Source organism: Pseudomonas sp. KU43P (assembly GCF_033095865.1).
Classification (GTDB): Bacteria; Pseudomonadota; Gammaproteobacteria; order Pseudomonadales; family Pseudomonadaceae; genus Aquipseudomonas.
The window spans coordinates 5,500,938-5,523,660 of the sequence record NZ_AP019365.1; the positions used below are offsets into that span (position 1 = coordinate 5,500,938).

Below are 22,723 nucleotides of genomic sequence, written 5' to 3' on the forward strand. Positions count from 1 at the left end.
CCGGTTAGTGGGCGACAGCGGCGGCGCCGTGTTCGTCGATCAGTGCGCCGTTGTAGAAGCGGTCGATGGAGAAAGGCGCAGCCAGCGGGTGCATTTCGCCCTTGGCCAGGCTCGCCGCGAAGACGTTGCCCGAGCCGGGAGTGGCTTTGAAGCCGCCAGTACCCCAGCCGCAGTTGAAGAACATGTTCTTGACCGGGGTCTTGGAGATGATCGGGCACGCGTCCGGGGTGGTGTCGACGATGCCGCCCCACTGACGGTTCATGCGCACGCGCGAGAGGTTCGGGAACATCTCGACGATGGCCTGCAGGGTGTGCTCGATCACCGGGTACGAACCGCGCTGGCCGTAACCGACCCAGCCGTCGATACCGGCACCGATCACCAGGTCGCCCTTGTCGGACTGGCTGATGTAGCCGTGCACGGCGTTGGACATGATCACGCTGTCGATGATCGGCTTGATCGGCTCGGATACCAGTGCTTGCAGCGGGTGCGATTCCAGCGGCAGGCGGAAGCCGGCCAGTTTGGCCATGTGCCCGGAGTTACCGGCGGTGACCACCCCGACGCGCTTGGCGCCGATGAAGCCCTTGTTGGTTTCCACACCGATGACCGCGCCGTTTTCCTTGCGGAAACCGATCACTTCGGTCTGCTGGATCAGGTCCACGCCCAGGGCGTCGGCGGCACGGGCATAACCCCAGGCCACGGCGTCGTGACGGGCGACACCCCCACGGCGCTGAACGGTCGCGCCGAGGATCGGGTAGCGGGTGTTCTTCGAGCAGTCCAGGTACGGGATTTCGGCCGCGACCTGGGCGGTATTGAGCAGCTCGCCATCGACGCCGTTGAGGCGGTTGGCAGAGACCCGGCGCTCGGAATCACGGATGTCCTGCAAGGTGTGGCACAGGTTGTAGACGCCGCGCTGGGAGAACATCACGTTGTAGTTGATGTCCTGGGACAGGCCTTCCCACAGCTTCATGGCGTGCTCGTACAGCTGCGCCGACTCATCCCACAAGTAGTTGGAACGCACGATGGTGGTGTTACGGGCGGTGTTGCCGCCGCCCAGGTAACCCTTCTCGATCACCGCCACGTTGGTGATGCCGTGTTCCTTGGCCAGGTAGTAGGCCGTGGCCAGGCCATGGCCGCCACCGCCGACGATGACCACGTCGTAGACCTTCTTGGGGGTCGGCGTGCGCCACATGCGCTGCCAGTTCTCGTGGTGGCTGAGGGAGTGTTTGAAGAGGCCGAAGCCCGAGTAGCGTTGCATGGTCGTTTACTCCACTCAGCGGTAAACAGGGAAGTCGGCGCACAGGGCAGCGACGTTCTTCGCCACATCGGCTTCGACGTCGGCGTCACCCAGGTTGTCGAGGACGTCGCAGATCCAGCCGGCCAGGGCTACACATTGCGCGACCTTGAAGCCGCGGGTGGTGACCGCCGGGGTACCGATGCGCAGGCCCGAGGTGACGAACGGCGACTGCGGGTCGTTCGGCACGGCGTTCTTGTTGACGGTGATGTGCGCGCGGCCCAGGGCGGCGTCGGCGTCTTTACCGGTGAGGCCCTGGCGGATCAGGCTGACCAGGAACAGGTGGTTGTCGGTACCGCCGGACACCACATCGTAGCCACGGTCGATGAACACTTCAGCCATGGCCTGGGCGTTTTCGATCACTTGTTTCTGGTAGCTCTTGAACTCAGGCTCCAGCGCTTCCTTGAAGCACACGGCCTTGGCGGCGATCACGTGCATCAGCGGGCCGCCCTGGGCGCCGGGGAACACGGCGGCGTTGAGCTTCTTCTCGATCTCTTCGTTCGACTTGGCCAGGATCAGGCCACCACGCGGGCCACGCAGGGTTTTGTGGGTGGTGGTGGTGACCACGTCGGCGAACGGAATCGGGTTCGGGTACAGGCCAGCGGCGACCAGGCCGGCGACGTGGGCCATGTCGACGAACAGCAGCGCCCCGACCTTGTCGGCGATGGCGCGGAAGCGCGGGAAGTCGAGGGTCTTGGAGTAGGCGGAGAAGCCGGCGACGATCATCTTCGGCTTGTGCTCGACGGCCAGGCGCTCGACTTCGTCGTAGTCGATCAGGCCGGTGTTGGTGTCGATGCCGTATTGCACCGCGTTGTATAGCTTGCCCGAGGACGACACCTTGGCGCCGTGGGTGAGGTGGCCGCCGTGGGCCAGGCTCATGCCCAGGATGGTGTCGCCAGCTTGCAGCAGGGCCAGGTAGACCGCGCCGTTGGCCGAGGAGCCGGAGTGCGGCTGGACGTTGGCGTAGTCAGCACCGAACAGCTGCTTGGCGCGCTCGATGGCCAGCGCCTCGACCTTGTCGACGTGCTCGCAGCCGCCGTAGTAGCGCTTGCCTGGGTAACCTTCGGCGTACTTGTTGGTCAGGCCGCTGCCCTGGGCTTGCATCACGCGCTTGCTGGTGTAGTTCTCCGAGGCGATCAGCTCGATGTGATCTTCCTGGCGCTGTTCTTCGGCATTCATCGCCGCCAGCAGTGCGTCGTCGTAACCCTGGATCTGGTCTTGCTTGCTGAACATCTTGTTTCTCCCGGCAGCGATCGGTTCTTGTCTTTAAGGCACTGTGGCCCTTTGTGGCGATGGTATGACTGGCGGGGGTGGGTCAGATGCCTGCGCACGCCTTGCAATGGCGCGTTTACGACATTGGCTTTTGGGTTGTTCGTCCTGGCCCGATCGCCGGCAAGCCGGCTCCCACAAGGAAATCACTGCCTTCGAGTGCAGCGCGGTACCTGTGGGAGCCGGCTTGCCGGCGATAGGGCCAGTGAAGTTGCTTGTATAGGCAACCGTTTCAGCAATGGTTTAGAGTGCGCTTCTGCGTCGTTCACAGGACCGTGCCATGACAGACAAGAGCCAGCAATTCGCCAGCGACAACTATTCCGGTATCTGCCCCGAAGCCTGGGCGGCGATGGAGAAGGCCAACCACGGCCACGACCGCGCCTACGGCGACGACCAGTGGACCGAGCGCGCCTCGGAGTACTTTCGCAAGCTGTTCGAAACCGACTGCGAAGTGTTCTTCGCCTTCAACGGCACTGCCGCCAACTCCCTGGCCCTGGCCTCGCTGTGCCAGAGCTACCACAGTGTGATCTGCTCCGAGACTGCCCACGTCGAGACCGACGAATGCGGTGCTCCGGAGTTCTTCTCCAACGGTTCCAAGTTACTGACCGCGCCCAGCGTCAACGGCAAGCTGACGCCCGAATCGATCCGTGAAGTGGCGCTCAAGCGCCAGGACATCCACTACCCCAAGCCGCGTGTGGTGACCATCACCCAGGCCACCGAAGTGGGCACCGTGTACCGCCCCGACGAGCTCAAGGCGATCAGCGCCACCTGCAAAGAGCTGGGCCTGAACCTGCACATGGACGGCGCGCGCTTCAGCAACGCCTGCTCGTTCCTCGGCTGCAGCCCGGCCGAGCTGACCTGGAAGGCCGGCGTCGATGTGCTGTGTTTTGGCGGCACCAAGAACGGCATGGCGGTCGGCGAGGCGATCCTGTTCTTCAATCGCGACCTGGCCGATGACTTCGACTACCGCTGCAAGCAGGCCGGGCAACTGGCGTCGAAGATGCGCTTCCTTTCTGCGCCCTGGGTAGGGCTGCTGGAAGATGGCGCCTGGTTGCGCCATGGCGCGCATGCCAACCGCTGTGCGCAGTTGCTGGCATCGTTGGTGAGTGATTTGCCGGGAGTGGAGCTGATGTTCCCGGTGGAGGCCAACGGGGTGTTCCTGCAGATGCCGGAACAAGCACTGGAGGCGCTGCGCGGCAAGGGGTGGAGGTTCTATACCTTTATCGGCAGCGGTGGGGCGCGGTTCATGTGTTCGTGGGATACCGAGGAAGCGCGGGTGCGCGAGCTGGCGGCGGATATCCGCGCCATCATCGGCGCCTGACAGATCGCAATCGCCGGCAAGCCGGCTCCCACAGGTACTCCACTGTTCTCAAGGGCAGTGAAGTAACCTGTGGGAGCCGGCTTGCCGGCGATAGGCCCACCACCCAGCTAAAGCCTGAACCCCCCCATCTGCCGCGCCAGGTCATCCGCCAAGCCACGCAACGCCTGGCACTCTTCCCGACACCCTTGCACCTCCGCTGCCGTCTCCCGCGCCAGATCGGAGATCCCCTGCACCGTGCGATTGATCTCCTCGGTCACTGCCGACTGCTCCTCGGTCGCCGTCGCCACCTGATGGTTCATGTCGCTGATGTGCTCAACCTGGTCGGTGATCGCCCCCAGCGACGTGCCGGTCCGCTGGCTGAACGCCACGCCACTGCCTGTGGCCTGCTGGCCCGCCTGCATCGACGTCACCGCCGAGCCCGCCCCCTGCTTGAGCCGCTGAATCATCTGCTGTACCTCATCGGTAGACAGCTGCGTGCGCCGGGCCAGGGTGCGCACTTCATCGGCCACCACGGCAAAGCCTCGCCCCATCTCCCCTGCCCGCGCGGCCTCGATGGCGGCATTGAGTGCCAGCAAATTGGTCTGCTCGGAAATACTGCGAATCACCGCAAGCACTTCGTCGATCGAGGCTACTTCATCGGCCAGCTGGCTTACCGCATCCGCGGCCTTGCCAATGTCGCCGGACATGCCTTCGATGCCTTGGATCGACCGCTGCACCACCTCTCGCGCCTGCGAGGCTTCATCGCGCGCCGCTTGCGAGGCCTGTGCAGCATCGCCGGCATTGCGCGCAATTTCCTGCACGGTCAGGCCCATCTCATGCACGGCAGTGGCGACCATCTCGGTCATTTCCTGCTGCCGCCCGGAGCGCTCGGCAGTGTTGTCCACCACCTGGGTTACCTGCTCCACGGCAACATGCAGGCGCTCGGTGGTACGCAGCACTTCGCCGATCAGGCCACGCTGGCTGTCGAGGAAACGATTGAAGCCTCGGGCCAGGTCGCCCAGTTCGTCCTGGCGTGAGTCGTCCAGGCGTTGGCTCAAGTCACCACCGCCGCTGCCAATCTGCACCAAGGCTGCCGTGACCTGGCGGATTGGTTTGACCAGCCCACGCGCCAGTAGCACTACCAGCAGCAGCGAGAGCAGCGCGACGCCACCGCCAATCAGGGTGGTGAGCCACACCGCCTGACGCATCTGTGCGTAGATTTCCGCCTCAGGCACTTCGGCGACCAAGGTCCAGTTCAGGTCGCGCAAGGGCAACCCCAGGGCCAGGTAGGCTTCGCCATCACGCTGGAAGCGGCTGCTGCGAAGGCCCGCTTCGCCACTGAGCAGCGCCTTGGCTGCAGGCGCATCGAGCTGTTCAACCAGTTGCCGCTTGCCGCTGAAGGCTGCGTCCGGGTGAACCTGGATCAAGCCGTCGTTGCGCACCAGGTACACCTTGCCGTGCTCGCCAAAGCTGAAGTCATGGATCAACTTCGACAGCTCACTCATGCGCAGGCCCATGCCCGCCACGCCCACCAGCTTGCCGTCCTTTTCAACGCGGTAGTCGATGAATAGCGCCAGCTCGCCCGTTGAGCCGTCGATGTCGATGTTGATCAGGCGCTTGGCGCCGCTGTCGATGTAGCCGTAAAACCAGCTGTCTTTGGGGTTGTCGCGGCTGAGGGTGCGATCAAGGCCTTTCTCGTTGTAGTAGTGGCCAGTATCGGTGGCGGCGAACATCGTGGTGAAGGCCTGGTTGCGCTGCCGGGCAGCCTCCAGGTACTCGATGAAGCGAGGGCGCTCGGCAGGGTCTTCGCCTGCAGCCAACCAGTCGCGCAGCAGGGTATTGCCGGCAATGTCGGCGGCAGCCACCAGCGGCTGGCCGAGCATGCGTTCGATATCGTTGCGGATGGCTTCGACGCTGGCCGGCAGCGCTGTGTCGAGCAGATAACGTTCGGTCAGGCGGTTTAGCGCCACCGTGAAGATCACCACCACCACCAGGATGCTCGCCAGCAGGGCAGCGCCCATGCTCGCGATCAACTGCCACTGGATACTCTTACGCCAGATACGCATGCCCCGCTCCCCGTTAATTATTGTTTTACGGGAAGTGTATACACTTGAGTATGCAGTTATGCCAGTGACCTGGAACAACAGATCAACCTTGCAGGAAAGGATTTATCCGCGAAGCGGCATTGAATTCACCACCGCATCGCGGATGAATCCGTTCCTACTGTTCGGCGATGGTCCGAACGATAGCGTCCACCGTGGCGTCGATCTGCGCCTGGGTCCGCTCGAGAGTCTGCTGGTGTTCCTTCTGCAGTTCGACCTGCTTGGAACACAAGTTGAGGGCGGCCAGTACCAGCAGCTTGTCGCCGATCAGGGTCGGGTACTGACGCTTGGTTTCGGCCAGGGCGGTGTTGAGCATCTGCACCGCCTGCGCCAGGGTTTCCTCCTGGCCTTCAGGCGCCTTGATCGAATAGTCGCTGCCGAGGATCGACACGACATTGATCGGCTGCTGTTGCAGTCTCATGCGCCGACGACACCGGCACTGGCGCGGTCAACGAGCGCCTGGATACGCGCGGCGGTAGCGCCGTGCTTCTCTTCCTGCTCCATCAGCGACAGCTGCAGGGTCTCGTTCTCTTCTTTGGCCTGGGCCAGTTCCTGGCCGAGGGTGGTGTTCTGCTCGGTGAGTTGAGCGTTTTTCTGCATCAGGTCGCTGACCAGTTGCTCGAGTTGATTCAGGGATGCTTCCAGCATGGGGATATCTCGGGTTGTTGCAAAGGGCGCACACGATAAAGAAAAGTGTCAGCCCTCGCCATTAAATATCGGATTCATAAGGCTTATGCCTGCCAGATTGACAGAGTAAGGGGCCCCTTGTTCCGACCTGGGTCAACCGCCGGTCAGGTAAATAGATAGCTGGCTCACAATTTTCTTTGGTCGTACTCAAGACTGAACGGTCACGACCGATAGCCCAGGTACGTCTTATTTCGTCGCATGGACTGCGCCCTCTTTCCTTGCCTGGACTCTTCCCCCATGTCTCTACGTAACATGAATATCGCGCCGCGCGCCTTGCTCGGGTTCGCCCTTATTGGGCTGCTGATGCTCGGCCTCGGTATCTTCTCGCTGATGCAGATGGGCAACATCCGCCAGGCCGGCGTGGCCATCGAGCAGATCAGCGTCCCCAGCATCAAGACCCTGGACGAGCTGACCGCGCTGAACCTGCGCATGCGCACCCTCTCCTACCGCCTGCTGCTCAACCGCGAGCCTGAGGTGCAGCGCGATACCCTCAACCTGCTGGACCAGCGCAACGCCCAGATCGACCGTGCCCGCCAGGCCTACCTACCGATGATCGGCGCCGCCGACGAACAAGCGGCCTTCGACCAGTACACCCAGCTGCTCACTCAGTATCGCCAACTGGAAGCGCGCATGCGCAGCCTGAGCCAGGCCAACCGCACCGACGAGCTGCGTGACTTGCTCAACCGCGACCTGCTGGCCAATTCCGAGCAGATCAACAAGGTCATGGACACCCTGGTGAAGATCAACACCGATCAGACCCGCGCAACCAACGAGATCGCCTCCAGCCAATACGCTGCAGCGTTTGCCCTGGTGATCGGCCTGCTGATCGCCGCCACCCTGCTGACCTTCCTCTGCGCCTTCCTGCTCACCCGCAGCATCGTCAAGCCGATCGACGAAGCGCTCAAGGCCGCCGAACAGGTCGCCGACGGTGACCTCACCCATATCATCCGCGCCGAAGGCACCGACGAAGCGGCCCGCCTGCTGCGCGCCATGGCCCGCATGCAGGACAAACTGCGCGACACCCTGCAACTGATCGCCGGCTCCGCCACCCAGCTGGCCTCGGCTGCCGAAGAGCTGAACTGCGTTACCGACGTCAGCGCCCGCGGCCTGCAGCAGCAGAACAACGAGATCGAACAGGCCGCCACGGCGGTCACCGAAATGACCAGCGCCGTGGAAGAAGTGGCGCGCAATGCCGTGAGCACCTCCGAAGCTTCGAGTGAAGCCAGCCGCTCGGCAGGCGATGGCCGTGACCTGGTGCTGGAGACCGTGGGTGCCATCGAGCGCATGAGCGGTGACGTGCAAGCCACCGCCAAGCTGATCACGCACCTGGCCGAGCAGTCGCGCGACATTGGCAAGGTGCTCGATGTGATCCGTGGCCTGGCCGACCAGACCAACCTGCTGGCGCTCAACGCCGCCATCGAGGCTGCGCGTGCCGGTGAAGCGGGCCGTGGTTTTGCCGTGGTGGCGGATGAAGTACGTGCGTTGGCCCATCGCACCCAGCAGTCGACCAGCGAAATCGAGCGGATGATCGGCAGCATCCAGGGCGGTACCGAACAGGCCGTGGATTCGATGCGCACCAGCACCGAGCGGGCCGAGTCGACCTTGAACATCGCCCGTGGCGCCGGGTTGGCGCTGGACAGCATTGCCGGCGCGGTGGCGCAGATCAACGAGCGCAACCTGGTGATTGCCAGTGCGGCGGAAGAACAGGCCCAGGTGGCGCGCGAGGTTGACCGCAACCTGGTGAACATCAACGACCTGTCGGTGCAGAGTGCGACCGGGGCGCATCAGACCAGTGCGGCGAGCGCGGAGCTTTCGCGGTTGGCAGTGGACTTGAATGGCCTGGTGGCCCGCTTCCGTACCTAAGTGCAACAGGGCCGCTTTGCGGCCCAATCGCCGGCAAGCCGGCTCTCACAAGGGGTGGCAGCGCTGCTGTCACTGTGGGAGCCGGCTTGCCGGCGATTGGGCTGCAACGCAGCCCCCGCAATCTCGAAATCAGTAATCGATCCGCACATCCCCCTTCGGCACACTACAGCACGACAGGATGTACCCCTCGGCTTCATCCTCCTCGGTAATCCCGCCGTTGTGCTCCATCTCCACCTCGCCGCCCAGCTTGAGCACCTTGCACGTACCGCAAATGCCCATGCCGCACGCTTTCGGGATCATCAGCCCAACTTTCGCCGCCGCCGCATGCACGGTCTCGCCCGGGGCGATGCGGATGCTCTTCTCGCTGCCGATGAACTCCACCAGGTTGAGGTCCGAAGCGTCCACCTCCGGCGCATCAGCTGCCTGTTCAGCATGCTCGACAGCGTCGGCCTTGGCTTCCGCCGGCGTCGCGCCGAACGACTCCTCGTGGTAGTTCTTCATGTCGAAACCGACTGCTTCGAGCATGCGCTTGACCGCCGTCATGTACGGCGTCGGGCCGCAGCAGAACACCGTGCGTTCCATGTAGTCGGGCGCAATCAGCTCCATCAGCCGCTGGTTGAGGTAACCGCGGTAGCCCGCCCAGGGTTCGCCCAAGCCGTGCTTCTCGCAAATGATGTGCAGGCTGAAGTTGGGGATGCGCGAAGCCATCTGCTCCAGCTCGCGGTGGTAGATGATGTCTTTCGGCGAACGGGCGCTGTGCACGAAGACCATGTCGACATTGGCATTGGTGTCGTAGAACCAGCGCGCCATGGACATTACCGGGGTGATACCGACGCCACCCGAGAGGTACAGCACCTTGCCCGCCGGGAAGTCGATGGCGTTGAACAGCCCCACCGGGCCGTGCACCGGCAGCTCGGCGCCTTCGTGCATGGTGTCGTGCAGGAAGTTGGACACCAGCCCACCCGGCACGCGCTTGACGGTGATCGAGAAGCTGTAGGGCACCGATGGCGAGCTGGAAATGGTGTACGAGCGCATCACCGGCTTGCCTTCGATCTCCAGCTCCAGGGTGACGAACTGCCCTGGCTTGAAGAAGAACATGATCGGCTGGTCGGCCATGAAGCAGAAGGTGCGCACGTCCCAGGTCTCCTGGATGACCTTGACGCAGCGCACGATGTGGCGGCCGTTGGCCCAGGTCTGGGTGCTGACCGGATTGAGGAATGTATCGGACATGTTCTTCTCCAGCGGCCGACAATTGGCCTTTTTATGGCTGGGATAATGCGCAAGCTGAACGCGACGTACATTCCTGCCTGCGACATCGGCGTGCTTATCGCGACCAGCCCCGTGCTACAAGGGCTGGCGCGTCGTAATTCAAATCGGCCATGTCGCCCATGGATACGGTTCGCGCCGCCTTCGGACGCACACTCCACGGCAAAAGAACCTGCTGTTTTCTGACAGCCAACCTTGCGGCACCACAACAACGATTAGCCACCTTTTGCCGGCCGCTCACGGCCCCGAGGAATACACGATGGACGTCACCGCAACCCTGAGCCTGGGCGATCCACTGGAACCTGCACGCAAGGCCACCGCCGAGATGTTGCAGACCCGCGAGCGCACCTACTCGCTGCCCCAGCCTTTCTACACCGACGAGCGTCTGTTCCAGATCGACATGCAGGAGATCTTCCAGAAGGAATGGCTGATCGCCGGCATGACCTGCGAGATCCCGGCAAAGGGCAACTACATCACCCTGCAGATCGGCAAGAACCCGATCCTTGTGGTGCGTGGCACCGAAGGCAAAGTACACGCCTTCCATAACGTCTGCCGCCACCGCGGTTCGCGCCTGTGCGTCAGCGACAAGGGCAAGGTGGCCAAGCTGGTCTGCCACTACCACCAGTGGACCTATGAACTGGACGGCCGTCTGCTGTTTGCGGGCACCGAAATGGGCGCCGACTTCGACATGAAGGAATACGGCCTGAAGCCGGTGAACGTAAAGGTTGCTGGTGGCTACATCTTCATCAGCCTGTCGGAAAACCCACCTGCCATCGACGAGTTCCTGGCCACCCTGGACCACTACATGGAACCGTACGACATGGAGAACACCAAGGTGGCGGTGCAGACCACCTTGATGGAAAAGGCCAACTGGAAGCTGGTGCTGGAAAACAACCGCGAGTGCTACCACTGCAGCGGTTCGCACCCGGAACTGCTGCAGACCCTGCTGGAGTGGGACGACACCAACGACCCGCGCGCCAGCCAGGAATTCAAGGACCACGTGGCCGCCTCCGCTGCCGCCTGGGAAGCCGAGAAGATCCCGTACCTGCACAAGAGCCACGGCCTGCGTAACCGCATCGTGCGCATGCCGCTGCTCAAGGGCACCGTGTCGATGACCATGGACGGCAAGCAGGCCTGCCAAAAGCTGATGGGCCGCATCAAGAACCCGGACCTGGGCTCGATGCGCATCCTGCACCTGCCACACTCGTGGAACCACTGCATGGGCGACCACATGATCGTCTTCACCGTGTGGCCGATCAGCGCGCAGGAAACCATGGTCACGACCAAGTGGCTGGTGCACAAGGATGCGGTCGAAGGCGTCGACTACGACCCGGAGCGCATGCGCAAGGTGTGGGATGCCACCAACGACCAGGACCGTCGCCTGGCCGAAGAGAACCAGCGCGGGATCAACTCCACCGCCTATCAGCCTGGTCCGTACTCGAAGACCTATGAGTTCGGCGTGGTCAATTTCATCGACTGGTACAGCCAGCGCGTGCTCGAGAACCTCGGCGCAGAGCCTGCGCCGTACCTCAAGGAAGTGAAAGCGCAGTAACCCTCCGCCAGCACTGAAAACGCCACGGCTGATTTGTCAGCCGTGGCGTTTTACATTGTCATGCATAGCTTCGGCACAGCTTACCCACAGAATTATGTACAGGCCTTGTGGACAGTCATGCAGCGCCCCTACAGTTATGGGCTGGTCATTTAATGATCAAACCTCTGAAGGCCAATGAATACGCTGCCTTCAGCACTCACCGAACACCTTGTCCACAGAAGGGCCAACAGATTTTGTGTGCAGATATCAGCTTGCTCAAGAAATGACTGTGGATAACAGCGCAAGTCACTGAAAATGCTGATCTGGAAGAGATTTCGAGGCGATTGATCATTATTTGATCATATTCGTGCAGGCCAGAAAATACGAGGCCTTCAGGCTTTACCGAACATATTATCCACAGACCGGTTAACAGCGATTGTGGGAAACCTGGGGTGGCGTTGCCTGGGGGATGGGACAAAACAGTCGGGAGAGGCTGGTCAATTTTTGATCAAAGCCATGTAGACCTTGTCAAACCTGGGCTGCAGCGATAGGTGAACACTTTATCCACATGTTGGCGAACAGATTCGGTGGGCAAGTTTGCCTGTACCGGCCTCATCGCCGGTAAGCCGGCTCCCACAGGTACACCACAAGTCTTGAAATCTGTGGTGTACCTGTAGGAGCCGGCTTGCCGGCGATGAGGCCAGTGCGATCAGCGCAAAACCCCCTCCTCCACCAACAACTTCAGAATCGCCTCGGCGCCTTCCTGTGGAGAAACATCCTTCAACACCTTACCGCCGCCACCACTGGCCTTGGCTGTCGCCGCCTTCATCCGGTCCGCACCGCTCTTCGCCTTGATCACCTTGAGCCGCTTGGGCCGTGGCCGCGCCGGTTGCAGCTCGGCATCCGCCAGCAGTTCATCTTCGACGATCGCCACATTACGTGCCGCCAGCACACCCCGACGCGCCGGCCCAAACGCACTCTGGCGCGGCTTGGGTGCAGCGTTATCCACAGTCGCCAGCAACGGCAGGCGTACTTTCAAGCGGCGCCGTTGCCCACGTGGCAATGCTTGCAGCACCTGGGCAGTGCCATTTTCGATCGACTCCACTTCAGCCAGCCCCACCACCAGCGGCCAGCCCAGCTTCTCGGCCAACAGGAACGGCAACATGCCCGACCCTTCGCCAGTCTCTGCCTGGCTGCCGGTGAGCACCAACTGGGCACCGGCATCGCGCAAATAATCACCGAGCACGCCCAACACATCGGCGCCAGCCGGCTGTTCCAGCACGTCGAGATGATCCAGGCCCATGCCCAGGTAAGCCCGCAGGGCCTCTTCCCGAGGATCGCCGGCATGCACCACCTGCAAGTTATCCCCAGCCAGCTGCAAGCCCAGCTCCACGGCGCGGGCATCCTGCTCGGCGCGGCGGGCGCGACCGGAGCTTGGGTGGGCACCGATGGAAACCAGGCTGATGACTTTCGTACTCATGCTCATGCCCTTATGCCGCGTCGCGCTGGCCGCCGCTGCGGAAGTTGTCCACAGCCTCGATCAGTGCCTGGAGAATCGCCGAGCTGTCGCCAATTACCGACAGGTCAGCCCGTTTGATCATGTCGCAGCCCGGGTCCATGTTGATCGCCACCACCTTGTCGCAAGCGCCGATGCCTTGCAGATGCTGGATCGCGCCCGAGATACCCACAGCCACGTAGACCCGCGCCGTGACCCAGGTGCCGGTGGCGCCCACCTGGCGATTGCGCGGCATGAAGCCGTCGTCCACCGCCACCCGCGAGGCGCCTTCGGTAGCGCCCAAGGCCGCAGTGGCCTTGTGGTAGAGATCCCAGTCCTTTACGCCGTTGCCGCCGGAGACGATGAATTCCGCCTCGGCCATGGCGATGGTGGCCGGGTCGACGGCTACGGAGCCGAGATCCTCGATACGCGACAGGCTGCGCGCAACGCTTGTGGACAACTCCACCGACAGCGCTTCATGGCGGGTTTCGCTGACCGGCTCGGCGCACTCTGCCGCGCCCAGGATCAAGCGTGGCACGGCACGCTGCAGGTCCTGCTGGCCAGCACCGGCACGGCCGATGCACTGGCCGTCCTTAACCTGCCAGACCCGCGTCGCCGGGCGCTCGCCCAGTGCCGCGCCGAGGCGCCGACCCAGCTCGCCGCCACCGGTACGGCTGTCGGGCAACAGCCAGTGGCGTGGGGTGAACTGGTTATCCACAGCCCGCAGGCCTTGCACCAGTTGTTCCGGTGCATAACCTTCGAAGGCCTCGCCCTCGATGACCAGCAGTCGGTCGACGCCAGCTGTGGAGAAGTTGTTTTCCTTGTGTTCGCCGAATACCACGGCGAGCACCGCACCGTCGCTGCCGGCCAGGCTGTGGGCCAAGCCGAGCAAGTCACGGTCGTGGCTGCTCAGGCGGCCACCGACCATGTCGGGTACCACGGCAATATAGAACGCCGGTGCTGGCACCTGATGCAGCGGCAGTTGCACTTCGGCAGCTGCGGTGCGCCGCCCACCGACACCCGTACCCTGCTGCGCACCACTGCGGTCGATACGCTTGAGGCCAGCAGGGCCGATGAAACCAGCGGCAAGCGCATGGGGATTCTTCCGGATGAGGCCGTTGGGCCCCATCCAGCGGGTCTGTTGCGTCTGCATCGCCGCGTGCAGCGGGTGCAGACGGTTACGGGCGATCCACTCGGCGCGTGGGTCGCGGCGGATGATGTCGCTCATCAGTGCACCTCCGCAGGTTCACGTTTGACCGTTGGCGACTTTGGGGCCGCGGGAGTTTCCTCTTCGATCAGCACATCGGCTACCAGCTCGGCGAGGTCCTTGATCTGTGGGCGTGGTTCGACCACACCTTCGAGCATCGCGGTGCACTGCGGGCAGCCCACGGCCACCAGCTCGGCTTGCGTTTCGCGGATGTCGTCCATGCGCATGTCGGGAATACGCTGCTTGCCCGGGATGTCGGTGATCGGCGCACCGCCACCACCGCCACAGCAACGGGAGCGGAAGCCCGAACGCTCCATCTCGCGCACTTCGATGCCGAGCGCCTTGAGCACTTCACGGGGCGCTTCGTACTCACCGTTGTAACGGCCCAGGTAGCACGGGTCGTGGTAGGTGACGCTGCCGCCCTTGTGCTGGCCGAGGTTGAGCTTCTTGGCTGCGATCAGTTCGGCGATGTAGGTACTGTGGTGCTGCACCTGGTAGTCGCCGCCCAGCGCGCCGTACTCGTTCTTCAGCACGTGAAAGCTGTGGGGGTCGCAAGTGACGATGCGCTGGAACTTGTACTTGGCCAAGGTCTGGATGTTGCGCTTGGCCAGTTGCTGGAAGGTCGCCTCGTCACCCAGGCGACGCGCCACGTCGCCGCTGTCGCGCTCTTCCAGACCGAGCACGGCGAAGTCGACGCCGGAGGCCTTGAGCACTTTCACGAACGAACGCAGGGTGCGCTGGTTGCGCATGTCGAAGGCGCCGTCGCCGACCCAGAACAGTACTTCGGTGCTTTGCACCTCCGACAGCAGATTCAGGTTGAGGTCGGCTGCCCAGTTCATCCGCCCGCCCGGGGCAAAGCCGCCTGGGTTGTCGGTGGCGATCAGGTTGTCCAGCACCTCGGCGCCCTTATTCGGCGTCGCGCCTTTTTCAAGCGTGAGGTGGCGGCGCATGTCGACGATGGCATCGACGTGCTCGATCATCATCGGGCACTCCTCGACGCAGGCGCGGCAGGTGGTGCACGACCACAGCGTCTCGGCGTCGACCAGGCCGTTGACGATTGGCTGGTGCGGGTTACCGCCATGTTCGCCGATCGGCTTGCCAGGGTAAGGGCTGCCAGCGAACTGCGCGTCAGTACCACCGGCCAGGCCGATGACCATGTCCTGGATGAGCTTTTTCGGGTTCAGCGGCTGGCCAGCCGCGAACGCCGGGCACATGGCTTCGCACTTGCCGCACTGCACGCAGGCGTCGAAACCGAGCAGCTGGTTCCAGGTGAAATCCACCGGCTTTTCCACACCCAGCGGTGCGTTCGGGTCTTCCAGGTCCAGCGGCTTGAGGCCGGTGGAGCGTCCGCCGCCGAAGCGTTCGGCGCGGCGGTGCCAGGCCAGGTGCAGGGCACCGGCGAAGGCGTGTTTCATCGGGCCGCCCCAGGTCATGCCGAAGAACAGCTCCGACACGCCCCACAGGACGCCCAGGCCCAGCACGGCAACCATCACCCAGCCACCGGTGTTGGCCGGCAGGATGCCGGCGACCGGCAAGGTGGCGATGAAGAAGCTCGCGGCGAACGCCAGCAGGCTTTTCGGCAGGCGCATCCACGGGCCCTTGGACAGGCGCGAGGGCGGGTTCAGGCGGCGCTTGAAGACGAAGAGGGCGCCCGTGAACATGATCACCGTGGCCACCAGCAAGGCATAGCCGAGGATCTTGCTCTGCAGGCCGAAGCCGTGCACCAGGATCGCCAGCACGGCCGACAGCACGAAGCCGCCCGCGGTGGCCACGTGGGTCTTGGACATGTACTTGTCGCGCTCGACCACGTGGTGCAGGTCCACCAGGTAGCGCCGCGGCATGGCCAGCAGGCCGCCGATCAGGTCGACCTTGGAGGCTCGGCCACGCCGCCACATGCGTACCCGGCGCAGGGCGCCGAGCACCGCCAGGCCAAGGGCAGCGAACAGCAGGATGGGTAGAAGGGTGTTCAACATGGGAGGCTCCCAAAAGACACTTCAGGTCGTGCCGACAAAAATGCCTGTGGGAGCTGGCTTGCCAGCGATGCGGGCACCGCGGATCGCATGATAACCGCGTCGTTCCTATCGCTGGCACGCCAGCTCCCACAGGTTCAGAGCAGCTGCTGTGCGATCAGAAATCCTTGCACAGGCGCAGGGCGTCGTAGATCGCCGCATGCACGTTGCGCTGGGCCACGCAGTCGCCGATGCGGTACAGCAGGTAGCCCTCGCCCGGCTGGCTGAGGATCGGCTGTGGTTTGATGGCGAACAGCGCCTCCACATCGATCTGGCCCTTGTTGCGCGAACCTTCCTTCAGTGCGTAGTACAGCTGCTCGTCAGGACGCACGCCGTTCTCCACCACCACCTGGTCGACCACACGCTCTTCCTTGGCGCCGGTGTACTCGTTCTCGAGCACCGCCACCAGTTTGTCGCCTTCGCGGTAGACCTTTTCCAGCATCATGTCGCCGGTCATGATCACTTCTTTCGGGTACATGCTGCGGTAGTAGGTCGGGAAGGTAGTGCCGCCCATGGCCACGCCCGGCTTGATGTCGTCGGTGACAATCTCGACCTGGCTGCCCTTGTCGGCAATGAAGTCGGCCACGGACATGCCGGTGAACTCGCAGATGGTGTCGTACACCAGCACGTTCTTGCCCGGTGCGACTTTGCCGTCGAGCACGTCCCAGCTGCTGACCACCAGCCCTTCGGCGGCGCCCCAGTGCTCGTTCTGCTCCAGGAACGAATGCCCGCCTACCGCCAGCACGATGATGTCCGGGCGCATGTCCTGGATGGTGTCCACATCAGCAGCGGTGCCCAGGCGCAGGTCGATCTTCAGGCGGGCGAACTCCAGCTGGTACCAGCGAGTGATACCGGCGATCTGGTCGCGCTGCGGTGCTTTGGCAGCAATGGTGATCTGCCCGCCGATCTGGTCTTTCTTCTCGAATACGGTCACATCGTGGCCACGCTCGGCGGCAACCCGGGCCGCTTCCATGCCGGCAGGGCCGGCACCGACCACCACCACCTTGCGTTTCGGCCCGGTGGTCTTCTCGATGATGTGCGGCACGCCCATGTATTCACGGGAAGTCGCGGCGTTCTGGATGCACAGCACATCCAGGCCCTGGTACTGGCGGTCGATGCAATAGTTGGCACCGACGCACTGCTTGATCTGGTCGATCTGGCCCATCTTGATCTTGGCGATCAGGTGCGGGTCGGCGATGTGCGCGCGAGTCATGCCGACCATGTCCACGTAGCCACCTTCGAGGATACGCGTGGCCTGGTTCGGGTCTTTGATGTTCTGCGCGTGCAGCACCGGGACCTTGACCACTTCCTTGATACCGGCCGCCAGGTGCAGGAACGGCTCCGGCGGGTAGCTCATGTTGGGGATGACGTTGGCCAGGGTGTTGTGGGTATCGCAACCCGAGCCAACCACGCCGATGAAATCGATCATGCCGGTGGCGTCGTAGTACGCAGCGATCTGCTTCATGTCCTCGTGGCTGAGGCCGTCGGGGTGGAATTCGTCACCGCAGATGCGCATGCCCACGCAGAAGTCGTCACCGACCTCGGCGCGCACGGCCTTCAACACTTCCAGGCCGAACTTCATGCGGCCTTCGAAGGTGCCGCCCCATTCGTCGGTACGCTTGTTGACCCGTGGGCTCCAGAACTGGTCGATCATGTGCTGGTGCACGGCCGACAGCTCGACGCCATCCAGGCCGCCTTCCTTGGCACGACGCGCCGCTTGCGCGTAGTTGCCGATCACGCGCCAGATCTCTTCCACCTCGATGGTCTTGCAGGTGGCGCGGTGCACCGGTTCACGAATGCCCGACGGCGACATCAGGGTCGGCCAGTTGAAGCCGTCCCAGCGCGAGCGACGGCCCATGTGGGTAATCTGGATCATGATCTTGGCGCCATGCTTGTGCATGGCGTCGGCCAGGTTCTGGAAGTGCGGGATGATGCGGTCGGTCGACAGGTTGACCGACGACCACCACTCCTGCGGGCTGTCGATCGCCACCACCGACGAGCCGCCGCAGATCGCCAGGCCGATGCCGCCCTTGGCCTTCTCTTCGTAGTACTTCACGTAGCGGTCGGTCGTCATGCCGCCGTCAGTGGCGTAGACCTCGGCGTGCGCGGTGCTGAGCACGCGGTTGCGGATGGTCAGTTTGCCGATCTGGATCGGCTGGAACATTGCTTCGAATGCCATGACGCTATCTCCGGCTTACAACGGCTTTGTAACGAACAGGCCATCTTCGTGGCCTTCTTCCGAACCGCCGTAGACCTGTTCGGCCACCGTGCGGATCTTGCTGCCGCGGGCAGCGAGAATCTGGTCCATTGCGCCGGCGAACCAGCCGGTGAACATGTAGTCGACCTTGCGGCCGCACTTGCCGTACACGTACACGAACGCCGAATGCTTGAGCTTGACGCTGCAGGTGCCCTTGTCGAGGTCGATGTCCTGGATCTCGAACAGGCCCCAGCCACGTTGCGAGAGGCGCTTCATGTAGTGCTCGAACACCGCGACACCTTCCAGGCCGTGGCACTCGGCTTCCTTTTCACACCAGTGCCAGGCCGACTTGTAACCCGCTTTGTAGAGGATCTCGGCGTAGGCGTCGGCGCCCAGCACTTCCTCGATGCCGATGTGGTTGTTGACGAAGAAATGCCGCGGTACATACAGCATCGGCAGGGCGTCGCTGGTCCAGACTCCGGTCTCGCTGTCGACTTCGATTGGCAATTGCGGGGCGATCTTGGCCATGGAAACTCAACTCCATAAAATTTTTTATGTGGATGCCCCGGCGTTGCTGGCAGGGGCTTTCAGGCTTGGAGAGCGGCTTACTCGCCCCAGACGTCCTTGAGGACGTTGACCCAGTTCTCGCCCATGATCTTGCGCACCACGCGTTCGGAGTGGCCGCGCTTGAGCAGGGTTTCGGTGAGGTTGGGGAACTCGCCGACGGTGCGAATGCCGAGCGGGTTGATGATCTTGCCGAAGTTGGTCAGGCGACGGGCGTAGCCCTTGTCGTGGGTCAGGTATTCGAAGAAGTCCTGCCCGTGGCCCTGGGTGAAGTCGGTGCCGATACCGATGGCGTCTTCACCGACGATGTTCATGGTGTATTCGATGGCTTCGGCGTAGTCGTCGATGGTCGAGTCGATGCCCTTGGCCAGGAACGGCGCGAACATGGTCACGCCAACGAAGCCGCCGTGGTCGGCGATGAACTTCAGTTCTGCGTCCGACTTGTTGCGCGGGTGCTCTTTCAGGCCCGAGGGCAAGCAGTGGGAGTAGCACACCGGTTTTTTCGATTCGAGGATGACTTCTTCGGAAGTCTTGGAGCCGACGTGGGACAGGTCGCACATGATGCCCACGCGGTTCATCTCGGCGACGATCTCGCGACCGAAGCCCGACAGCCCGCCGTCACGCTCGTAGCAGCCGGTGCCGACCAGGTTCTGGGTGTTGTAGCACATCTGCACGATGCCCACGCCCAGCTGCTTGAACACGTCAACGTAGGCGATCTGGTCTTCGAACGCATGGGCGTTCTGGAAACCGAAGAGGATGCCGGTCTTGCCCAGCTCCTTGGCCTTGCGGATGTCGGCAGTGGTGCGCACCGGCATCACCAGGTCGCCATTCTCGCGGATCAGCTTCTGGCTGGCGGCGATATTGTCGACGGTAGCCTTGAACCCTTCCCAGACCGACACCGTGCAGTTGGCTGCGGTCAGGCCGCCTTTGCGCATGTCTTCGAACAGCTCGCGGTTCCATTTGGCAATGATCAAACCGTCGATGACGATGCTGTCGGCGTGTAATTCGGCTGGGCTCATCAGGCTGTCCCCTTTTTATCGAGTTGGGTCGCGCCGAACGGTGTGCCGGCGCTTTGGGGCCAGCATATGCCTGTGCCCCGAGGCGCCCCGATGCAAAAACGACAGGGGGTTTGCCGAAAGCGTCAATGCGCGACATCGACCCCTCTGGCCCGCCATCCGGGGATGAGAGACAGTCTCGATAACGACCTGCGAGGGTGTTTCATGAACATTTCGTCAGGGAGCTATCGTCTTGTCTTTGGCTGAGCGAGAATCCCTGCGATTCGTCAGCCTGTTAAGGAGAAAACGGATGAAATCATTGGCATGGCTGGTATTGCTGGCTGTGGTCGGCGTTGCCCACGCCGGCGAAGAAGAAAGCACGCCTTGCGACAACGTTGAAACCGACCAGCAGACTTACGCTTGCGCGGCGTTCAACAAGCAGACTGCGGAGCGTGAGTTGAAGTCGGCGTATGACGACCTGATCCAGCGTATCCGCGACCAGTATGCCGACGAAGCGGACAAGGCCACGGCGCTGGTCGGGCGCATGGAGGCGGCTGAAAAGCTGTGGACGCAGTTGCGTGATGCCGACTGCAAGGTCGAGACCTATGCCGAAAAGCCGGGCAGCAAGGCCTTCGAGGCGGCGTGGGATACCTGCGTGGCGCAGCGCAGTGATGACCGGTCGGAGTATTTGCAGACCATCGGGCAGCAGTGATTCTGCGAGGGCCAATCGCCGGCAAGCCAACTCCCACAAGGGCCGCACCACTGTCCCTGTGGGAGCCGGCTTGCCGGCGAAGAGGCCCGCATAGCCACCATCAAACCACCCGCGCCAGCCGATCCTCCCGGGGGCACCGCGCAAACCGCGTCCGATAGCACCGGGTAAAGTACGAGGCCGACTCGAACCCGCACGCCACCGCCACCTCTAGCACGCTCATGTCGGTCTGACGCAACAACTGCCGCGCCTTGTCCAGCCTCAGGCGCAGGTAAAAGCCACTGGGTGTGTCCTCCAGGTGCACACGAAACAGCCGCTCCAGCTGCCGCCGGGTCACCTGAACCGCATCAGCCAGCACCTGGGTATTGAGCGGTTGCTCGATGTTGCCCTCCATCTCGCCAATCACCTTCACCAGCTTCTTGTTGCTGATGCCATAGCGATTGGCAATCTGCATGCGCTGGTGGTCCTGGCGCGGGCGGATCCGCCCGAGCACGAACTGCTCGGACACCTGCACAGCCAGTTCACTGCCGTGGGCCTGGGCGATCAAGTCGAGCATCAGGTCGATCGACGCAGTGCCGCCGGCACAAGTGATACGGCGACGGTCGATCTCGAACAGCTCCTGGGTCGCCTGCAACCGCGGGTAACGCTCCTTGAAGGCATCCAGCGCCTCCCAGTGCAAGGTCGCCCGATAGCCGTCGAGCAAGCCGGCCTCTGCCAGCAACATCGCCCCGGTATCGATACCCCCGAGGATCGCCCCGTCATGCTCGAAGCGGCGCAAGCCTTGCTGCAGCGCGGGGCCGAAGTGCGCCAGCGGGTCGAACCCGGCCACCACCAACAACATCTGCCCGGGCGCTTCCCGGGCCAGCGCAGCATCGGCGTTCACCGACATGCCATTGCTCGCCTGCACTGCGCCGCCGTCCAGGCTGAGCACGCGCCAGCGGTACAACGGGCCGCGAAAACGGTTAGCTACCCGAAGCGGCTCCAGGGCACTGATGAAACCCATGGCGGAAAAGCCTGGCAGCAATAGAAAGTGGATGGTGTCCGGCATCGAATGCTCCACAGTTAAGGTGGTCGCTTGCGTGCAATTGTTGGTCGCCAGGGTGCGAATTTCCACCCCGCCAGCGGCGTAGCGTATCCACACGGTCCGCAGAGGCCGCCCACCATAACAATATGCACTGCCGATGGAGAGCCACCATGCACAGCTTGATCCGCCGCAGCCTGTTGTCACTAGCCTTGAGCAGCATCGTCGCTACCCCGCTTTTCGCCGCCGAGCCTGCGGCCTGCAAGAACGTGCGCTTGGGCGTGGTCAACTGGACCGACGTCATTGCCACCAGCGCCATGGCCCAGGTGCTGCTCGACGGCCTGGGATACCAGACCAAGCAGACCAGCGCCTCGCAGCAGATCATCTTTGCCGGTATCCGCGACAAGCGCCTGGACATGTTCCTGGGGTACTGGAACCCGATCATGACCCAGACCATTACTCCGTTCATCGATGCCCAGCAGGTGAAGGTGCTGGAAAAGCCGAGCCTGGAAGATGCCCGGGCGACCCTGGCAGTGCCGAAGTACCTGTATGACAAAGGCCTGAAGACCTTTGCCGACATCCACAAGTTCGAGAAGGAACTGGGCGGCAAGATCTACGGCATCGAGCCCGGCTCCGGTGCCAACACCCAGATCAAGGCAATGATCACCAAGAACCAGTTCGACCTGGGCAAGTTCCAGCTGGTCGAGTCCAGCGAAGCCGGCATGCTCGCCGCCGTCGACCGCGCCGTGCGGCGCAAGGAAGCGGTGGTGTTCTTCGGCTGGGCACCACACCCGATGAACGTGAACATCGACATGGCCTACCTGGGAGACAGCCAGGATGCCCTGGGCCCTGACGAAGGGCGTGCCACGGTATGGACGGTGACCGCCCCGGATTACGCCGATCGCTGCCCCAACGCCCACCGCCTGCTGGCCAACCTGAACTTCAGCGCCGAGGACGAGAGCCGCATGATGCAACCGCTGCTCGACCACAAAGACGCGCTGGAATCGGCCCGCCAGTGGCTCAAGGACCACCCCGAGGACAAGGCCCGCTGGCTTGAGGGTGTGACCACCTTCGATGGCAAGCCTGCTGCCGACAATCTCAAGCTCACCGCCAACTGACAGGGCCTCATCGCCGGCAAGCCGGCTCCTACAGGGAAAACGCTCACCAGGGTTCACCACGAACCCTGCTCCCACAGGGCAATCACTCACCAGGGTTCA

The 22,723-nt window shown here is 63.0% G+C and carries 18 protein-coding genes and 2 pseudogenes; 6 read left to right on the top strand and 14 right to left on the bottom strand.

Annotated elements, in window-relative coordinates; translation table 11 throughout:
- Positions 1 to 4: 4 nt before the first annotated feature.
- Positions 5 to 1,255, bottom strand: a complete 1,251-nt coding sequence (locus KU43P_RS25220) for a sarcosine oxidase subunit beta family protein (protein ID WP_317660163.1) — start codon at positions 1,253 to 1,255, stop codon at positions 5 to 7.
- A 15-nt stretch (positions 1,256 to 1,270) separates the two neighbouring features.
- The gene (locus tag KU43P_RS25225) at positions 1,271 to 2,524 is read right to left on the bottom strand and encodes a serine hydroxymethyltransferase (RefSeq protein ID WP_028625728.1); all 1,254 of its coding nucleotides are present in this window, start codon (positions 2,522 to 2,524) and stop codon (positions 1,271 to 1,273) included.
- Between the two features lie 316 nt (positions 2,525 to 2,840).
- Here KU43P_RS25225 and KU43P_RS25230 point away from each other — a divergent pair, with 316 nt between their 5' ends.
- Positions 2,841 to 3,881, top strand: a complete 1,041-nt coding sequence (locus tag KU43P_RS25230) for a threonine aldolase family protein (protein WP_317660164.1) — start codon at positions 2,841 to 2,843, stop codon at positions 3,879 to 3,881.
- 107 nt (positions 3,882 to 3,988) lie between these two features.
- Here the strand turns inward: KU43P_RS25230 and KU43P_RS27155 are convergent, their stop codons facing one another.
- From KU43P_RS27155 to KU43P_RS25245, 4 genes and pseudogenes are all read right to left on the bottom strand, one after another.
- Positions 3,989 to 4,726: a methyl-accepting chemotaxis protein gene (locus tag KU43P_RS27155; protein ID WP_411567269.1), complete on the bottom strand. Its 738-nt coding sequence runs from the start codon at positions 4,724 to 4,726 to the stop codon at positions 3,989 to 3,991.
- A gap of 126 nt (positions 4,727 to 4,852) precedes the next feature.
- A pseudogene (locus KU43P_RS27160) lies at positions 4,853 to 5,926 on the bottom strand (cache domain-containing protein); the annotation flags it as partial.
- 154 nt (positions 5,927 to 6,080) lie between these two features.
- A complete protein-coding gene (locus KU43P_RS25240) occupies positions 6,081 to 6,383 on the bottom strand; it encodes a cell division protein ZapA (protein WP_317660166.1) in 303 nt (100 codons plus the stop codon).
- The gene (locus KU43P_RS25245; RefSeq protein WP_079226248.1) at positions 6,380 to 6,610 is read right to left on the bottom strand and encodes a hypothetical protein; all 231 of its coding nucleotides are present in this window, start codon (positions 6,608 to 6,610) and stop codon (positions 6,380 to 6,382) included. Before KU43P_RS25245 ends, KU43P_RS25240 begins: the two co-directional genes overlap by 4 nt.
- Before the next feature lie 291 nt (positions 6,611 to 6,901).
- On the opposite strand from KU43P_RS25245, the pseudogene KU43P_RS27165 reads away from it, so the two are divergent.
- Positions 6,902 to 7,657 (top strand): annotated as a pseudogene (locus tag KU43P_RS27165) (MCP four helix bundle domain-containing protein); the annotation flags it as partial.
- Positions 7,649 to 8,512: a methyl-accepting chemotaxis protein gene (locus KU43P_RS27170; RefSeq protein ID WP_411567270.1), complete on the top strand. Its 864-nt coding sequence runs from the start codon at positions 7,649 to 7,651 to the stop codon at positions 8,510 to 8,512. The pseudogene KU43P_RS27165 and the gene KU43P_RS27170, both read left to right, overlap by 9 nt.
- 129 nt (positions 8,513 to 8,641) lie before the next feature.
- Here the strand turns inward: KU43P_RS27170 and gbcB are convergent, their stop codons facing one another.
- Positions 8,642 to 9,742, bottom strand: coding sequence for a glycine-betaine demethylase subunit GbcB (gene gbcB, locus KU43P_RS25255; protein ID WP_317660168.1), 1,101 nt, complete (start codon positions 9,740 to 9,742; stop codon positions 8,642 to 8,644).
- Between the two features lie 295 nt (positions 9,743 to 10,037).
- On the opposite strand from gbcB, the gene gbcA reads away from it, so the two are divergent.
- Positions 10,038 to 11,330 carry a glycine-betaine demethylase subunit GbcA gene (gene gbcA / locus KU43P_RS25260; RefSeq protein WP_317660169.1) on the top strand — a complete coding sequence of 431 codons (1,293 nt, stop codon included), beginning with the start codon at positions 10,038 to 10,040 and terminating at the stop codon, positions 11,328 to 11,330.
- Between the two features lie 688 nt (positions 11,331 to 12,018).
- On the opposite strand, the gene KU43P_RS25265 is transcribed toward gbcA, so the two are convergent.
- From KU43P_RS25265 to KU43P_RS25290, 6 genes are all read right to left on the bottom strand, one after another.
- Positions 12,019 to 12,789 (bottom strand): electron transfer flavoprotein subunit beta, encoded by a 771-nt coding sequence (locus KU43P_RS25265; protein WP_254481791.1) that lies wholly within the window; start codon positions 12,787 to 12,789, stop codon positions 12,019 to 12,021.
- Between the two features lie 10 nt (positions 12,790 to 12,799).
- Entirely contained in the window at positions 12,800 to 14,032 is a 1,233-nt protein-coding gene (locus tag KU43P_RS25270) for an electron transfer flavoprotein subunit alpha/FixB family protein (RefSeq protein ID WP_317660170.1), read from the bottom strand.
- Positions 14,032 to 15,984: a dimethylglycine demethylation protein DgcB gene (gene dgcB, locus KU43P_RS25275; protein WP_317660171.1), complete on the bottom strand. Its 1,953-nt coding sequence runs from the start codon at positions 15,982 to 15,984 to the stop codon at positions 14,032 to 14,034. Before dgcB ends, KU43P_RS25270 begins: the two co-directional genes overlap by 1 nt.
- Positions 15,985 to 16,138: 154 nt before the next feature.
- Entirely contained in the window at positions 16,139 to 18,199 is a 2,061-nt protein-coding gene (dgcA, locus tag KU43P_RS25280; protein WP_317660172.1) for a dimethylglycine demethylation protein DgcA, read from the bottom strand.
- 15 nt (positions 18,200 to 18,214) lie between these two features.
- Positions 18,215 to 18,745 (bottom strand): DUF5943 domain-containing protein, encoded by a 531-nt coding sequence (locus KU43P_RS25285; protein ID WP_008091518.1) that lies wholly within the window; start codon positions 18,743 to 18,745, stop codon positions 18,215 to 18,217.
- A 77-nt stretch (positions 18,746 to 18,822) separates the two neighbouring features.
- Positions 18,823 to 19,800, bottom strand: a complete 978-nt coding sequence (locus tag KU43P_RS25290; protein ID WP_176516206.1) for a dipeptidase — start codon at positions 19,798 to 19,800, stop codon at positions 18,823 to 18,825.
- 286 nt (positions 19,801 to 20,086) lie between these two features.
- Between KU43P_RS25290 and KU43P_RS25295 the strand changes: the two genes are divergently transcribed.
- Positions 20,087 to 20,488, top strand: coding sequence for a lysozyme inhibitor LprI family protein (locus KU43P_RS25295; RefSeq protein ID WP_317660173.1), 402 nt, complete (start codon positions 20,087 to 20,089; stop codon positions 20,486 to 20,488).
- A gap of 100 nt (positions 20,489 to 20,588) precedes the next feature.
- Here the strand turns inward: KU43P_RS25295 and KU43P_RS25300 are convergent, their stop codons facing one another.
- Positions 20,589 to 21,533: a GlxA family transcriptional regulator gene (locus tag KU43P_RS25300; RefSeq protein ID WP_317660174.1), complete on the bottom strand. Its 945-nt coding sequence runs from the start codon at positions 21,531 to 21,533 to the stop codon at positions 20,589 to 20,591.
- 146 nt (positions 21,534 to 21,679) lie between these two features.
- Between KU43P_RS25300 and choX the strand changes: the two genes are divergently transcribed.
- The gene (gene choX, locus KU43P_RS25305; protein ID WP_317660175.1) at positions 21,680 to 22,624 is read left to right on the top strand and encodes a choline ABC transporter substrate-binding protein; all 945 of its coding nucleotides are present in this window, start codon (positions 21,680 to 21,682) and stop codon (positions 22,622 to 22,624) included.
- Positions 22,625 to 22,723 lie beyond the last annotated feature (99 nt).